This is a genomic window from Bulleidia sp. zg-1013 (assembly GCF_019798045.1).
Taxonomy (GTDB): Bacteria; Bacillota_I; Bacilli_A; order Erysipelotrichales; family Erysipelotrichaceae; genus Bulleidia.
In genome coordinates, this window is sequence record NZ_JAGXEX010000003.1 from 78,848 (window position 1) to 94,676 (window position 15,829).

Sequence of the window (15,829 nt, forward strand, 5' to 3'; positions counted from 1 at the left end):
CCTACTAAATATCTAATTTCTCAACAAAGTGAGCATTCTCTAAAATAAAATTCTTGCGAGGTTCAACCTCTTCTCCCATCAACATTGAGAAATTCTGATCCGCATATTCTGCATCATCGATTGTTACACGAATTAAAGTACGTGTTTTAGGATCCATCGTTGTTTCCCATAATTGACTAGCATCCATTTCACCAAGACCCTTATAACGTTGAATACTTAAACGATCACCCATTTCCGCTTTTAATTCGTCCAATTGGCGATCCGTGTACGCATAACGAACACTCTGACCTTTTTGTACCTTAAATAAAGGTGGTTGAGCAATGTACACATAACCTTGTTCCAACACCGGTCTTAAAAAACGATAAAAGAAAGTTAATAATAAAGTACGAATATGTGCACCATCCACATCGGCATCGGTCATAATAACAATCTTATGATAACGAAGTTTTGAAGTATCTACTTCATCATGCACACCTGCCCCAAAGGCTGTAATCATCGAACGAATTTCTTGGTTTTCAAAAGCCTTTTCAGGACGTGTTTTTTCCACATTTAAAATTTTACCGCGCAAAGGAAGAATGGCTTGAAAATGAGAATCACGACCATTTTTAGCAGAACCGCCTGCTGAATCCCCCTCGACCAAGTAAATTTCCGAGATGCTTGGATCCTTGGAGGAACAATCCGATAGCTTACCAGGTAGAGAGCCGACTTTAATTGAACTCTTACGGGTGATTTCTTTCGCCCTTTTTGCGGCCAAACGAGCTTGGGACGCAATCACAATCTTTTCCATGATTGCTTTCGCTTGATTTGGATTTTCCATTAAGAAACGCTCAAACTGTGTACCGAAGATATCCGATACAATCTTGCGCACTTCACTATTTGTTAATTTGGATTTAGTTTGTGAAATATATTGTGGATTAGGATGTTTCACAGAGATAATCGCTGTTAAACCTTCCTTACAGTCATCTTGTGTCACATTCTCATCTTTTTCCTTTAAGAAATTATTTTCTCGAGCGTATTTATTCACAATACGTGTTAAAGCCATACGGAAACCTTCTTCATGCGTTCCCCCATCCACTGTTGTGATGTTATTACAGAAAGTATAGATGGATGGATTATAGCTTGTGTTGTATTGACAAGCCACTTCTACTTGAATATTATCTTCATAACCCTCGGAATAAATAACATCTTCATGAACTTTATCCTTATTTTCGTTAATAAACTTCACATATTCCTTTAAACCACCTTCAAATAAATAATCATAATTTTGTTTCTCAGGATTGCTTTCTCGTAAATCATGGAACTTAATACGAATTCCTTTATTTAAGAAAGCCAACTGACGAATACGATTTCTTAGGGTATTGAAATCATACACCCTTGTTTCCGTAAAGATGGTTGGATCGGCTTTAAAACGAACTAAAGAACCGTGTTTATTGACATTGCAAGTACCAATTTTCTTTAATGGTTCAACCGGATGACCACCATTCTCAAAACGAACAAAATAAATATTACCTTCGTGATAGACTGTTACTTCCAAGAATTCACTTAAAGCATTCACTGCTGAAGCACCAACTCCATGTAAACCACCGGAAACTTTATAAGCACCACCACCAAATTTACCACCGGCATGTAAGACTGTAAAAATTGTTTCAATGGTTGAAATACCTGTTTTCTCATTCATCCCTGTCGGCATACCACGACCATCATCTTCAACAGATACAATATTATTTTCATCAATGGTAATTTCCACTTGACTAGCATAACCGGCCATCGCTTCATCAATACCATTATCAACAATTTCCCAAACAAGATGATGCAAACCAACAGAAGAAGTAGAGCCAATATACATACCCGGACGCTTACGAACGGCTTCTAAACCCTCTAAAACCTGAATATCTTCATCTTCATAAGCATGATCCACTTTCATGTCCAATGTTTCATTAAAGACAGCTTGGCTTTCTTCTCTATTTTCAAATTTATCTGCCATATAAACCTCCTATATTTTTACTTTTCCATCTTGAATGGAAATGCAGTTCAATTTTTCCAATTTCAAACTATCCGGTAAATAAGTTGTCGTAATAAAACACTGGTACCCATTTTTAACTGCATCCAGCAAGCGTTTTTGACGTTCTAAGTCTAATTCACTTAATACATCATCCAGTAAGACAACCGCTTTACGCTTTGAAATAAATTCAATGTAATGAAGAATAGCTAATTTAAAGGCTATCATCACTAATCTTTTTTGACCTTGTGAAGCAGATAATAAAATATCATTATCAGCCAATCGAAATTGAATATCACCACGATGAATCCCCACATTTGTAATATGGTATTCTATATCTTTTTGTCGTGAGAAAAGATGAGCTTTTAACAAAATTTCTTCATCAATTTTATCTACTTCAATACCATTGTTCATCACAACTTGTAACCGCAATTTCATTCCTGACAAAGATTGAAATAAACGTTCAATTTCTTGATTGATAAACTTCAAAAAAGAAGATCTTCGCTTTAAAATTTCAACTTCTGATGTAACCATTTGTTTATCAAGAATATCCAACATTGTTTCATCAATGCTTGCTTTTTTTAGTAAAACATTTCTTTCTTTCAACAAGGTATTATAACGAGTTAAATGAAATAGATATTTCTTAGATAACTTCATTAACTCTTGATCCATGAATTTTCGCCTTGCCCTTGGCGCTTGTGAAAATATATAAATATCCTCCGGACTAAACAATACAACATTCAATCGACCAATAAATTCACTTGTCTTTGATACATTTGTTTTACCAATAAAAAGGCTTTTCCCTTTTTCATGAAGAATACAACGCAAATAACTTTCTTGTTTTTCTTCTTTTAGCCAACAAACAAGGTCAGCGTATTCTTCTCCATTTTGAATTAAAGCCTGGTCTTGACTAGTTCGAAAAGAACGACACAAAGATAAATAATAAAGTGCTTCTATTAAGTTTGTTTTGCCTTGTGCATTCTTTCCAACAATCACATTGATATTTGGTTGAAAGGAAACTTGTAACTCTTGGTAGTTTCGATAATGGGACAGGCGTAAAGATTTAATATACATCTTTAATCATCAAAGTTTCTCCTTGATAGCTAACCTTATCACCGGAGTATAACTTTCTTCCACGACGCATTTCGACCTCACCATTTACTTTCACAAAACCATCTTGAATGACTAGTTTCGCTTCACCTCCGGTTTGTACAAAACCATTGAATTTTAAGAAGTTTTGCAAAGTTATGTAGTCTTGTTTTTGTTTCGTCATTTTACCTACTTTCCAAGTCCTGAAAACCTTGTTAATTATAACATAAAAAGGCTTAGAAACCTAGTTTCTGAGCCACTGTAAGAGCTTAATGATTAGACTTTAATGGTAGCACTAATTGGATAGTTGAAGAATCATCTTTTGAAGTTAAAATAAATGGTTTCATAACACCCTTAAATTGAACTAAAACACGTTCACCATGCAAACCGCGAAGTGCTTCTACTACATAAGCACCATCAAAAGAAATATCTAAATCTTCACCGCTATGTTGTGCTGACAATTCTTCACGTGATTCACCAATTTCTTGTGAACGACTAGTTAAAATAGCTTGATTATCAATCAATTGAAGACGATTTTCCTTGACATCTTCACTTCTTAAGAAAGAAGTACGGTCAATCGCATTTTTTAAATCATAACGACTAATTTCCAATTCCGCAATAAATTGTGTTGGAATCAATTGAGCTGTTGCTGGATAATCACCATCTAAAATACGACTTTGAAAAATCATATTTTGAGTGCGAATTTGAACTTTTGAGCGATCTACCGCAAAGGAAACAATTTCTTTTGCATTTTGTAAAATAGTGTTCTTCATAGCACTTAAAGATTTTTCCGGAATGGTAACGTTAAATTGATTTGAACTTTCTAAATCAACCACTTTACGAGCCAAACGATAGGAATCCGTAGCTGTGCATACCAATTGATTGTTCTTTAATTCAAAATTTACACCCATTAAAACCGGTTTCATTTCTTGTTTTGAACAAGCAAAAATGGTTTGATCAATCAAGTCTAAGAAAGTATCTTTATCTAATTCAATTTCTAAATTAGGTTGACTAAAATCAATTTCTGGATATTGACGAACAGCCATACCATTAATCTTAAATAAGGCTTTATTACCTTTAAATTGAGTGTAAGTTCCATCAATGGATTCTATATAAATTTTATCACTATCTATTTTCCTAACAATTTCTAACAAATATTTCGCTTCAATTAAAAGCTTTCCTTCTTCTTGAATATTCAATTGATTATCATTGCTTTTTTCAATTTTCTTTTGAATGGAAATATCCGCATTACTAGAAGTTAGTACTAATTCATTGGAATGAATATCAATTTTAATTCCTCTTAGAGATGGTTGTGGTGAGTTAGAAGATACCGCATTACTTAATTCAGTTAAAGCAATCGTAAATGGATTTTTTTTGATTGAGAATTTCATATAAGCTCCTTTTTATTATTTAAATATTAAGATTTATTCTTATTAAGATTGTGGAAATGTGGAAAAGTTATTAACATCTATATTTTAACGCATTTTTCACTAAAAATAACAGTGGAAATATTGTGGATAAAAATTGTGGATTAGTCAGCTATTTGAGTCTCTAAATCATGAATGGCATTCGCAAAGGCATGATCTGATTTAATTTGTTTCTCAACTTTTGTAATAGCAGAAATAACAGTAGAATGATCACGACCACCAAACTCTTCACCAATGCGAATATAAGGTAAATCCAAGTGCTTGCGACAAAGAAAGATAGAAATATGACGAGCATTCGCAATATTCTTAGTTCGATTGCGAGATTTAATTTGTTGGCTTGTTAGACCATAATAATCAGCAACAATGCGAATGATTTTTTTAGCATTCAAACCGGATTTCATAGTTTTAGAGGCTTGTGCCTTTAATGCATGCATAACGGTTTCAAAGTGAATGACATCATCATCCGGTTGAAATTGAATAGCATAGAATAAAACACGATTTAAAGCACCTTCTAATTCACGTACATTACCAGAAAAGTTAGAAGCAATATAATTCATTCCTTCTTCATCAATGGAATTATCATTCACTTTAATTTTTTGATTTAAAATAGCGCGCGCGGTCTCGAATTCAGGGGAATCAATTCCAACGGTTAAACCATTAGAAAAACGAGAAGCCAATCGATCTTCTAAATCCTTAATATCTTTTGGTTCGCGGTCGGACGTAATACAAACTTGTTTCTTATTGTTGACCATTTCTTCGTAAATGGTGAAAAAGATTTCATGAGATTTTTCTTTTCCGGCAATGAATTGGATATCATCAATCAACAAAACATCTAAGTTATACATATAACGTTTGAAAGCATCAATGGTTCCAGTTTGTAAAGCATGTACTACTGTTTCAACAAACTTAGTGGATTCGGTATAATACACCTTTTTTTCAGGTTGATGTTTCTTGATATAATTAGCGATAGCCATCAATAAATGGGTTTTTCCTAAGCCGCTATTTCCATAAATAAACAAAGGATTCCATAATTGCCCGGGATTAAGAGCTACCGCATAAGCTGCCGCTTGAGATTCTCGGTTACAATCTCCAATCACAAAGTTTTCAAAAGTACGATCTTTTTGAATAGTGGAAGAACTGAAGTTTGTTTCGTAGTTTTCTAATAGAGGCGAAGTAACGGTTTTAATATCTTTTGGTTGTACCAATTGAACCATAAAATTTGGTTCTAAATCATGGTAACGAGATTTAAAAAGAGTTGTAATGTCTTTTAAAGCAGAGGTTTCAATGCACTTAAAAGAAATAATGTTATCGGCTACTAAAATAGCTTTCTCACTGTCAAAAGAATATAAGTAGGAAGGATTGAGATAGGTCTTAAAAAAGATATCTTCCAAGTTTGTTTGTTCATGGAGATCATCGATTATTTCCTGCCAAATCCTTTTTAAAGATTGGTCTTGTTGTACTGTCATGTTGGTCACCTAAATATGTATCTTAGCTTCATCATTTTAGTCCTAAATAAGAAATAAAAAAAGACTAAATTGTGGAAAAATAAGTTATCCACAATTTATAAAAATAAAGAGATCAGAATTCAAGGCATTTTTATAACTTTCCCACATTATCCACAAAATTAAAATGAGTATAAGTTGTGGATACTCTTATCCACTGTTAAAAAATTAATTTTTTGTGGAAAATAAAAATAATTAAAGTAACTTGTCCATCCTTTCCACATTTAAAAAGATGAGTAAATACCAGTAAAAATAGACTTTTAAACAACTTTCCACAATTGTGGAAAACTAAGATTGTGGATGTGTTTATAGATTAAACAGTTATCCACAAATAAGAAATCTGAAGTTCTTCTTTTAAGGATAACTAGAAGTATAAATTAGTCTTTTTTCAACAATCTAATTTCATCAATTGAAATGATCAAATAGACTGGAATAATTAGCATAAGAAAAGAAGTTTATAGGGTAATCATATTAGTAGTTTAATGAATTTACTTAACATATCTATATTGGTTTTTATTAAGGAGAATATCTATATTTGTGAATCCTTTTTTAGATAATCAATCAATTTAAAAAGCAGAAAACTTAACTCTTCTGCTTAATTTGAAAATACATTTTATAAAGACATATTTGGAATTTCTTCTACTTCTTCTTCATGGTAACGAATACAGATATGACGATTAGCACCAACACCCTCTGATTCCGTAGAAATACCTGCCCAATCGGCTAAGGTTTTATGAATGACCTTACGTTCATCATTTGGCATTGGATCCAGTGCTGCATCCACATGACTTTGTTGAACCTGACGAGCTACCCGCTTGGCAATCGATTTTACCTTAGCATAACGGTCTTCTTTGTAGTGATTGATATCAATCATGACATCAATATGACGCTTAAATACCGCATTTATCGCAGCTTTTACAACAAAGTTTAAAGCCTGTAAGGTTTTCCCTTGCTTACCAATTAAGATAGCGTTATTTTCAGCGTTTAAGTTCACATGATAGGAACCACCTAAGTCTTCAATGGAAACTTCCATATCCAACTCAATTTCCGTGAAGAAAGCACCTAAATAATCAAATAAGAATTCTTTAATGTCTTCACTATCATAAATGTAAGCTTCAACACCTTCCACATCTTGATTTAAAATCGAATATTGCAATGTGCTTGGAAGAACACCACGTTCATTTGCAACGGCTTCTAACATTTCATCTAATGTTTTGCCTTTATAGATTTCCATATTAGCGACCTCCAATAGACTTCTGCTCATCAATTTTCTTTTGCACAATGACTGTCTTCACAATATCGACCAAGTTACGAACTAACCAGTAGTAAGACATACCGGAAGCCCAAGTTAAACCAAACAAAGCAATCATACCTACCATCAGGTATTGGGTCATGACTTGTTGGCTACTGCCACCAACTTCTTCTGGACGACGATGATGTTTCTTCGCTTCCGCTTCCGCTTTCTTCTTTTGTAAAATAAGCGGTAATTTAATTAGTGCAAATTGAGAAAGAATCATTAATAAGAATAAGATAACATAACCAGCAGAAGCTAGATTGCCACGCATCAATTGTTGCAAACCTTGCATTGGTGTTACTTGGAAGGTCATACCTAAGAAAGAACCATTCGCAACGGCTTCAGCACGTTGAATGGCGAAGAACATCGCCATGATGATTGGAAATTGAAGGAATTGAACCAACATCATAGAACCGGGATGAATATCATATTTATTCATCAAGGCTTGTTGCTCTTGAGCCATTTTCATACGAGCGTTGTCACTAGAAACACCTTCGTATTTTCTTTGAATCTTATTTAATTCAGGTTGAATCATCTGCATTCTTTGCATGGTTACTTGGGATTTAAAAGTAAACATTGCTAATAAAGTAGTAAGGGTAACCGTTACTAAGGCAATAGCACCACCAACACCAACTACATTTGACAAGTTGTTGATTAACCAAGCTAATGGCCAAACAAAGATAGCTGAGAACCAACTTTCTTTTTCAAAAACATATTTGAAAGTGGTTTGGCTGGTAATTAAGATTACCTTACCTTGAGCGTCATGAGGAACTGAACAACCACTGATGGTCACAATCATTCCGACAATGAAAGCTAAAGTAAGCAGCTTTTTCGTTCTTGTTGATAATTTCATAAGGACTCCTTGTGTAATGTTTAAATTATATCTTTAATTAAAGTTCTTTCCAATAGTTTTTCGTTTTCTTCAAAACACTTGTTTGGATATGCAAAACGAACAATCAAAACAACATCATAGGGATAGCGTTCAAAAGGAATCATTCCTTCCAGCATCATTCGAATTTGACGCTTGTATCGATTTCTTTGTACCGCATGACCAATTTTCTTTGGAATAGAGATACCAATTCGGGCTTGATCTTCCACTTTTTTTCGATAATAGAGCACAAAAGATGCATTCACTTTTTTCTTACCTTGGTGAATGAGTTCTTGAAACTCTTCTTTTTTCTTAATACGATTCACTTTTTTCATAAGACAAATAAAAAGTCACCTTTAGGCGACTTAAGCAGATAAAACCTTTCTTCCCTTTGCTCTACGTCTAGCAAGGACCTTACGTCCACCTACAGTAGCCATACGAGCTCTAAAGCCATGGGTAGCTTTTGTTTTTCTTTTGCTTGGTTGGTATGTTCTCTTCATCATGCCACCTCCAATACTTTTTTACATAACTGAAAACATTGCGAGATAATTATAGACAAAACCTAAGATAGTGTCAAACTACTTTTGGGTGTGAAAATACTCCTCAAAAGTAAGGTCAACACCACCTTCTTTCACCATTTTTTTCGCAACATCACTACCAACATAACGCCAATGCCAAGGCATATAAGTGTAGCCTGTAATCTTTTCTTTATGATTTGGATAGCGGAGAATAAAGCCATATTTATGCGCATTTTCAACCAACCATTTATAGGTACTTGTTTCAGCAAATTTAACTGTATTATGCCCATCAGCTTTATCGGTAATATCCAAAGCTAAACCTGTCTGATTCTCAGAAAAACCGGCACTGGCGGTTGTTTTATTCGCTTCTTCTTCCCCTAATAAATTCACCCGATTTTCGTAATAATCTTTTTGTTGGTCATAATTACGATAACCAGCGGTAATAAACATAGGAACCTTATCTTTTTTTGAAGCCTCAAACATTGCCTTGGCTTGATTAGCCGCTTCTTTTCTTAATTGAATAACATCGGCCGTACTATTTAAATAAGGACTAGATAAATCCGAAGGCACATAATCCTTTGGTAAACCATGTGTTTTATCCACTAAAACCGTAATGCTATTCGCTTCCGTTAAAGCTTGTGGTAAAGTTTTCTTTTGTGTATTCGTTGTGGTATTTTTTTGTTCAGGTTTAACAAAAGGTTTCGTTAATTGTGGATGGTTCAACAGAAAAATCGATACAGATAATATCACTATACCTACTACAATTACAGACTTCGCTATCACATTTAAGTTCATTCTTTTCTTAGACATAAAACTCCTTCATGTTCACTCCTTGCCATTGTACTGTATAATAATAAGCAATACAAATGGAGGATGTACACTATTATGCCAAAATTTTTAAATATTGCGATATGGGTTTTAATTGGTTATTTCATTGTTCGTATCTTTCAGACAAGCCGGAAAAACACCAAAACAAAAGGTTTAATCGAAGTCATTCGTTATGTGGATGATGAAGCTACATTCAATGATAAAATCGCTATTTTGGAAGATCAATTTCGTGATAAGAATGTTGAATATTTTCAAAAAACAGAGGTTTTAAAGCTTTGGGGTACGCTCAATCATGGAAGAACCGGTTCCTATACTTCTATATTAGAAAACATACAAGTAAAACAATTAGTGAATTATGATAAAGGGGCTTCGGTAGGTTCTAATGAAGATAGTTTCTTTTATCTATATTTATCCATTCCCAATCTTCTTTATGGTTTAAATGAATTGGACTTAATGAATGAATTATTCCGGAAATTAGAACCAATTACGGAACAATTACCTTCCGAAATGGTTGTTCAACTTGGTTTACAAGTGAAGAAATACTACCAAAGACAAGAGGACTTAGGAAAAGCCTTCTATCAATCTATCTTAGAAGGAGATTATGAAACTTTGAAATATTCTAAAAATATGATTAGTGTTTATAAATCTATTTGTTCTAGTTTGTTAGCGAAGATTGCTCAAGATGAAAATGATATCGTTACCCAAGACACTCATGCAGAAGAAATCCAACACTTCGCCTCTTTTAGTGTTGGACAGCGTTTCTTAAAGAACCTCGGCTTCCGGCTTCCAAAAGAAAAAGAGGAAGAAAAGGAAGAACCTACGGAACAGGACATGAATGAAACTATGGTGATGGAGAAACTAACCGATCCGGAAGATGAGAATCAAAAATGAAATTGATTGTTGGTTTAGGAAATCCGGGTCGGAAATATGAAAAAACCAGGCATAACAGTGGTTTTTTAGTCGTGGATGAATTGGCTCGTTTGTGCCATACTGATATTTCTCAAAATAAATGGAATGCCTTGATTACACAAGTTCGCATTGGTTCCGAACAAGTCATCTTAATGAAACCGCAAACTTTTATGAATGAATCGGGGATAGCTGTACGTCAAGCCTTTGATTTTTATAAGATAGCTTTAGAAGATATGCTGGTCATTCATGATGATATGGATTTAAAAGTAGGTTCACTTCGCATCCGTAAAAAAGGAACCAGTGGTGGACAAAAGGGAATGAAGTCTATTCAACAACACCTGAATAGCCAAGATATACCACGCATTCGTGTTGGTGTCGGTCATAGCAATCCGGGGGTTCATGAAGAAGTGCCGGATTGGGTATTGTCGCCGGTCTTTCCAGAAGAAAGAGAAACGTTTCAACAAGTTATTGAACAAGCGGCGAAAGCTTGTTATGAATGGGTGAATGAACCAATGGATTTGGTGATGAATCGTTTTAATAAGAAGGGTTAATACAATGAACTCTTCTTTTGGTTGTATAATCACTAAGCAAAGGAGCATTGATTTTGTTGATACCGAATTGGTTAGTTCAAGTCACAAAAGAAAATAAAGCCTTAGATCAAATTCAGAAAAAGAAATCTCCGATTGCGATTTCATCTGTCATTCAAGAGGCTCTTTTAATCGTGCTTTCTTATAAACAAAAGCCAAGACCAATAATAGTCTTAAAATCCAATTTATACCTAGCTCAACAATTCTATGAAAGACTAACTTCTTTTTTATCTGATGAAGAATGCTCTTTATTTGGAACCGATGAAAGTCTTCGCGTAGAAGCTATTGCGTCCTCGCCTGAATTAAGTGCGCAACAAGTCGATACTTTATCTTCTTTACAGAAACATCCAAATCAGATTGTTGTTACTTGTCCATCGGCTTATCTGCGATTTTTACCGCTACCTAGTCAATTCCAGGAAGTTTCCATTCATTTAAAAGTCAATGAAGAATACTCCATGAATGGCTTAAAAGAAAAATTACTGGCAAGCGGTTATCACCAACAATCCCATATTGACCAACCGTTAAGCTTTGCGATTCGGGGAGGCATCGTGGATGTGTATTCCATTAATTATGACCATCCTATTCGCTTAGAATTTTTTGATACAGAAATAGAATCCATTCGTTTCTTTGATGAAAATTCTCAAAAAACCATTGGAACTATTCAAGAAGTAGAGATTGTGCCAGCTTCAATTGTCTTTTTTTCAAAAGATCAAATCCAAGAAATTAAAGAGAACATTCAACAAGATTTAAACAATAATCCTAATGTGTTTTTACAAGATGAACTAAGAAATACCTTAGAGGCGATGGATGCTTATTTATTTGATAAGAGTATGTATCCATATTATGCGTTTGTTTCAAAAGTAGCTGGTCTATGGGATTATATGAATCAAGCGGAATTGTTTATTTCCGATGAAATCTTAGTACGAGATGCGATTAAGCGTTTAAAGGAAGACACCATTTCTTACATTCAAGAAATGGCACAGGAAAATAAACTGCTTCCTCGCTTTGCTTTGTGGCATGACTTGGAAAGAAGTGTACCAAAAGTACGTTGTTATTATGGCGATAGTTATGGCGATAATATTGCCCATATTGAAGAAGTTTATTTACCAAATGAACCTTTAGAAAAAAGAATTCAAATTGCACAAGGACAAATGACCACTATCTTTGTTTTAAATAAGAAAGAAATGCAAAGAGTGTGTGAAATCCTAAACCAAGAAAAGGCAGATTATCAATTTCTAAAGGGGAAAGACGAACTTGGTCAGGCTTCTTTGTATTTATATGAAGCAGATTGGTCACAAGGCTTCTTTTTAGCGGATAAAAATGTAGCAGTGTATACAGCACGTGAATTATTAGAAGTGCATCATCGTAAAGGTCGTTATGAAAATAAGTTTCGTAATGCGGAAGTGATTCATGCTTACCAAGAATTGGAACCGGGAGATTATGTGGTGCATGCGCATTATGGCGTCGGTCAATACCTGGGAATTGAAACCAAGGAAATTAAGCATATCAAACGAGATTTCCTAAGAATTATCTATAGAGCTAATTCGGAATTATTAGTTCCTTTAGAACAATTTCGTCTAGTTCGCAAGTTTGTATCAAGAGAGGGAGTGGTTCCTAAGTTAAACAAACTTGGTTCAGGAGATTGGGAAAAAACCAAAGCCAAGCTACAAAAAAATGTGGAAGAAATAGCCGGTCGTTTATTAGACTTGTATTCTGCTCGTGAACAACACATCGGCTATGCGTTTTCAAAGGATACTGAAGAAACAAAAAGATTTGAAGATGCTTTTCCATATGATTTAACCATTGATCAAGAAAGAGCAATGGTAGAAATCAAGAAGGATATGGAAAGTAATAAGCCCATGGATCGCTTGATTTGTGGTGATGTTGGTTTTGGTAAAACGGAAGTATCCATTCGAGCTTCCTTTAAAGCCGTTACTGACTATAAACAAGTGGTCGTTTTATGTCCAACAACCATCCTTGCTGAGCAACATTTTTCGACCTTTAAAAATCGTTATAAAGACTTTGCGGTTCGGATTGAAATCTTAGACCGTTTTGTACCTAAGAATAAACAAAAAGAAATAGTAGAAGATTTAGCGAAGGGAAAGGTGGATATTCTCATCGGTACACATCGTGTGTTGTCAAAGGATATTCATTTTAAAGATTTAGGTTTACTCATTATTGATGAAGAACAACGCTTTGGAGTCGAACACAAAGAAAAGATTAAGGAATTAAGAAATGGAGTGGATGTTTTAGCCCTAAGTGCAACACCAATTCCAAGAACACTTCAAATGTCTCTAATTGGCGTTCGTTCTTTATCTCAGCTAGAAACACCACCGTTAAATCGTTATTCCGTACAAACCTATGTGGTTGAAAAAAACCAAGCTTTAATTGTGGATGCGATTCAAAAGGAATTATCGCGTAAGGGGCAGGTTTTCTATTTATATAACAATATTGAATTTATTTACAACAAAGCTCGTACTTTACAGAAAGAGTTACCAGATGCGCGGATTGGCGTTGTTCATGGTCAATTAGGACGTGAAGAAATTGAAGATATTATGTGGCGCTTTCATAATAAAGAAATAGATGTTTTAGTAACTACAACGATTATTGAAAATGGAATTGATATTCCAAATGTAAATACCATCTTTATTGAGGATGCTCAAAATTTTGGTTTATCACAAATTTACCAAATGAAAGGAAGGGTAGGTCGTTCGAATCGCTTGGCTTATGCGTATTTATTGATTCCAACGCGAAAACAATTATCGGAAATTGCCCAAAAGCGATTACAAGCTATCAAAGAGTTTGCGAAATTAGGCTCCGGCTATAAAGTGGCGATGCGTGATTTAACCATTCGTGGAGCAGGAGATTTACTAGGTTCTTCGCAATCCGGATTTATTGATACCGTTGGCATTGATATGTATATTGAAATGCTGGAAATGGCGATTGAAGCTAAGAAGAACAATCAAGTCGTGGAAAAGAAAGAGGCGAAAGTGAAAAACAACATTCAAGTTTCTTCGTATATTCCAAAAGGCTTTGCGGCGGATGATTTTGATAAGCTGGATTTATATCAAAGAATTGATGCCTTGCGAACAAGTGAGGAATTAGTGGAGTATAAGATGGAAATTCGTGATCAATATGGTCGTTTACCAAAAGAGGTGGAAACTATTTTTGATAAGAAAGAATTGGATTTGGCTTTATCACAAGCTCATGTTCAACATTATCTTGAAACTGTTAAAGGTAAAGAGATTACGTTTAGTCCATTGTTTTCACAAAGTGTGGATGGAGTGAAATTATTTTCGTTGTATTCAGAGTTGTCAAAGGATATTCAATTGAAGTATTTAAATCGGGCCATTACAGTGATTGTTCCAAATAATGAGAGTTTAAAGGTTTGTACGAAAGCTATTTATCTAGCAAAGGAGGCAATTCGTCATGAGAGTTGATAAATTTTTAAAGATTTCAAGGATATTAAAAAGAAGAACCATTTCAAAAGAATTGGCACTTCATGAACGAATTAAAATCAATGATAAGATTGTTAAGCCCAGTCATGAAGTGAAAGTAGGGGATGTGGTAGAGATTCAATATGGATTAAGAGTGCTTGCGGTTCGTGTCCTTTCGATGCAAGAAAAAACAAGAAAAGCGGATGCGGCTGAGATGTATGAGGTTGTTTATGAGAAACACTTAAATCTTGATGAATAGTGTGTTTCGTGATAAATTCTAAATGAGGAAATTATGGCAAAGAAAAGTAAGAAAACACGTTTAAAACCACTAACAAAGCTATTTCTTTTAGGGGCAACTGTCTTTATGTTGATACAGGTTATTCGGCAAGTGAATATGAATTTAACTTTACAATCACAATTAGCGGATGCGAAGGAAAAGCTTCAAAAGGTGAAGGATGAAAATAATCGACTTAATTCTGAAAAAGAGAAATTACAGGATCCGGATTATGTAGAAAGTTATGCTCGTTCAAACTATATGTTATCAAAGGATGGTGAACAAATTTTCTACATTCCAAAGGGGAAATAGCTATGAAAAAAATTAGTTTAGTTCTTTTGGCCAGTCTTCTTTTAGTGGCGTGTGGTACGAAAAAGGAAGAACCAAAAGTGGAAGAAAAGAAAGCAGAAACCAAAGAAACGCCACAGCCAAAAGAGGAAAAGAAAGAGGAAGATAAGACAAAATCTTTATCTCCAGATGAAGTAACTGATTTTGACCGCAATGCAGTAACGACTTTAATTAATCAAGAATTGCGTAAGAAATTTGGTGGTGATGTTGACTTGGTGAGCCAACAATCCATCTCTTTTACAAAGAAAGACGCTATGATTACCGCCAAGGGTACGTATTCTTTAAAGGGTGTTCGCAATGGCTTTGAGTTCCAATTTCAAGATAAGAATGTGGAATATGTTTTAACTTCTTCCAATATTCAAACTTCAATGACACAAAGTAAAAAATCAGAAGAAACACAAACTACATTACCCAATGAAAAACTGTATAAAACTTACGAAATGCGCGTTGGTTCAGGAATTTCTTTTACGGCGAAGCATAGTGGTGCCGGCAGCGTAAGAGCAACAGCTAAAAAAGAGGATGGAAAAGAAATTGAAATCTTCAATGAAAGTGGCACGTTTGAAAAGACGGTCACAACGGATTTAGAAGCGGGGAAATATACGATTTCGGTCTACACAACCGGCGGTAGTTTCAGTTTCAATTATCACGGGAAATAAAGAGATAAAATTTTTTAGGTTTTAAAGGGGTATTGGATTATTAGAAAACAGTAAACTTTATTGATATGTGTCTGAAAAATGGGTACATATCAT

16 protein-coding genes are annotated in these 15,829 nt (G+C 34.5%); 6 read left to right on the forward strand and 10 right to left on the reverse strand.

Translation table 11 applies throughout. From position 1 onward, the window contains the following. Positions 1 to 4 precede the first annotated feature (4 nt). The 10 genes from gyrB to K7I92_RS03730 all read right to left on the reverse strand — a co-directional run bounded on the left by gyrB (position 5) and on the right by K7I92_RS03730 (position 9,507). The gene (gene gyrB, locus K7I92_RS03685; RefSeq protein ID WP_220282103.1) at positions 5 to 1,984 is read right to left on the reverse strand and encodes a DNA topoisomerase (ATP-hydrolyzing) subunit B; all 1,980 of its coding nucleotides are present in this window, start codon (positions 1,982 to 1,984) and stop codon (positions 5 to 7) included. 9 nt (positions 1,985 to 1,993) lie between these two features. After that, entirely contained in the window at positions 1,994 to 3,073 is a 1,080-nt protein-coding gene (gene recF, locus K7I92_RS03690) for a DNA replication/repair protein RecF (protein WP_220282104.1), read from the reverse strand. Continuing rightward, on the reverse strand, positions 3,063 to 3,272 hold the full coding sequence (locus tag K7I92_RS03695; RefSeq protein WP_220282105.1) for an RNA-binding S4 domain-containing protein: 210 nt from the start codon (positions 3,270 to 3,272) through the stop codon (positions 3,063 to 3,065). The genes recF and K7I92_RS03695 overlap by 11 nt, the downstream gene beginning before the upstream one ends. An 85-nt stretch (positions 3,273 to 3,357) precedes the next feature. Further along, positions 3,358 to 4,479: a DNA polymerase III subunit beta gene (dnaN, locus tag K7I92_RS03700; protein WP_220282106.1), complete on the reverse strand. Its 1,122-nt coding sequence runs from the start codon at positions 4,477 to 4,479 to the stop codon at positions 3,358 to 3,360. Between the two features lie 140 nt (positions 4,480 to 4,619). Beyond that, positions 4,620 to 5,981, reverse strand: coding sequence for a chromosomal replication initiator protein DnaA (dnaA, locus tag K7I92_RS03705; protein ID WP_220282107.1), 1,362 nt, complete (start codon positions 5,979 to 5,981; stop codon positions 4,620 to 4,622). 649 nt (positions 5,982 to 6,630) lie between these two features. Then, complete coding sequence (locus K7I92_RS03710) at positions 6,631 to 7,251, reverse strand: R3H domain-containing nucleic acid-binding protein (protein WP_220282109.1); 621 nt, start codon at positions 7,249 to 7,251, stop codon at positions 6,631 to 6,633. Between the two features lies 1 nt (position 7,252). After that, on the reverse strand, positions 7,253 to 8,164 hold the full coding sequence (locus K7I92_RS03715; protein WP_220282110.1) for a YidC/Oxa1 family membrane protein insertase: 912 nt from the start codon (positions 8,162 to 8,164) through the stop codon (positions 7,253 to 7,255). Between the two features lie 20 nt (positions 8,165 to 8,184). Next, positions 8,185 to 8,514, reverse strand: coding sequence for a ribonuclease P protein component (rnpA, locus tag K7I92_RS03720; protein ID WP_203245030.1), 330 nt, complete (start codon positions 8,512 to 8,514; stop codon positions 8,185 to 8,187). Positions 8,515 to 8,544: 30 nt separating this feature from the next. After that, on the reverse strand, positions 8,545 to 8,679 hold the full coding sequence (rpmH, locus tag K7I92_RS03725) for a 50S ribosomal protein L34 (protein WP_203245809.1): 135 nt from the start codon (positions 8,677 to 8,679) through the stop codon (positions 8,545 to 8,547). 78 nt (positions 8,680 to 8,757) lie between these two features. Continuing rightward, positions 8,758 to 9,507 (reverse strand): M15 family metallopeptidase, encoded by a 750-nt coding sequence (locus K7I92_RS03730; protein WP_220282112.1) that lies wholly within the window; start codon positions 9,505 to 9,507, stop codon positions 8,758 to 8,760. Positions 9,508 to 9,582: 75 nt separating this feature from the next. Here K7I92_RS03730 and K7I92_RS03735 point away from each other — a divergent pair, with 75 nt between their 5' ends. The 6 genes from K7I92_RS03735 to K7I92_RS03760 are packed head-to-tail and all read left to right on the forward strand — an operon-like array spanning position 9,583 to position 15,736. Then, positions 9,583 to 10,416 carry a hypothetical protein gene (locus K7I92_RS03735; RefSeq protein WP_203245028.1) on the forward strand — a complete coding sequence of 278 codons (834 nt, stop codon included), beginning with the start codon at positions 9,583 to 9,585 and terminating at the stop codon, positions 10,414 to 10,416. Then, positions 10,413 to 10,985: an aminoacyl-tRNA hydrolase gene (pth, locus tag K7I92_RS03740; protein ID WP_220282114.1), complete on the forward strand. Its 573-nt coding sequence runs from the start codon at positions 10,413 to 10,415 to the stop codon at positions 10,983 to 10,985. Before K7I92_RS03735 ends, pth begins: the two co-directional genes overlap by 4 nt. Before the next feature lie 53 nt (positions 10,986 to 11,038). Next, positions 11,039 to 14,461, forward strand: a complete 3,423-nt coding sequence (gene mfd, locus K7I92_RS03745; RefSeq protein ID WP_220282116.1) for a transcription-repair coupling factor — start codon at positions 11,039 to 11,041, stop codon at positions 14,459 to 14,461. Beyond that, a complete protein-coding gene (locus K7I92_RS03750; protein ID WP_203245026.1) occupies positions 14,451 to 14,717 on the forward strand; it encodes an RNA-binding S4 domain-containing protein in 267 nt (88 codons plus the stop codon). The genes mfd and K7I92_RS03750 overlap by 11 nt, the downstream gene beginning before the upstream one ends. Positions 14,718 to 14,750: 33 nt before the next feature. Then, positions 14,751 to 15,044, forward strand: coding sequence for a septum formation initiator family protein (locus K7I92_RS03755; protein ID WP_203245025.1), 294 nt, complete (start codon positions 14,751 to 14,753; stop codon positions 15,042 to 15,044). A 2-nt stretch (positions 15,045 to 15,046) separates the two neighbouring features. Then, complete coding sequence (locus K7I92_RS03760; RefSeq protein ID WP_220282117.1) at positions 15,047 to 15,736, forward strand: hypothetical protein; 690 nt, start codon at positions 15,047 to 15,049, stop codon at positions 15,734 to 15,736. Positions 15,737 to 15,829 lie beyond the last annotated feature (93 nt).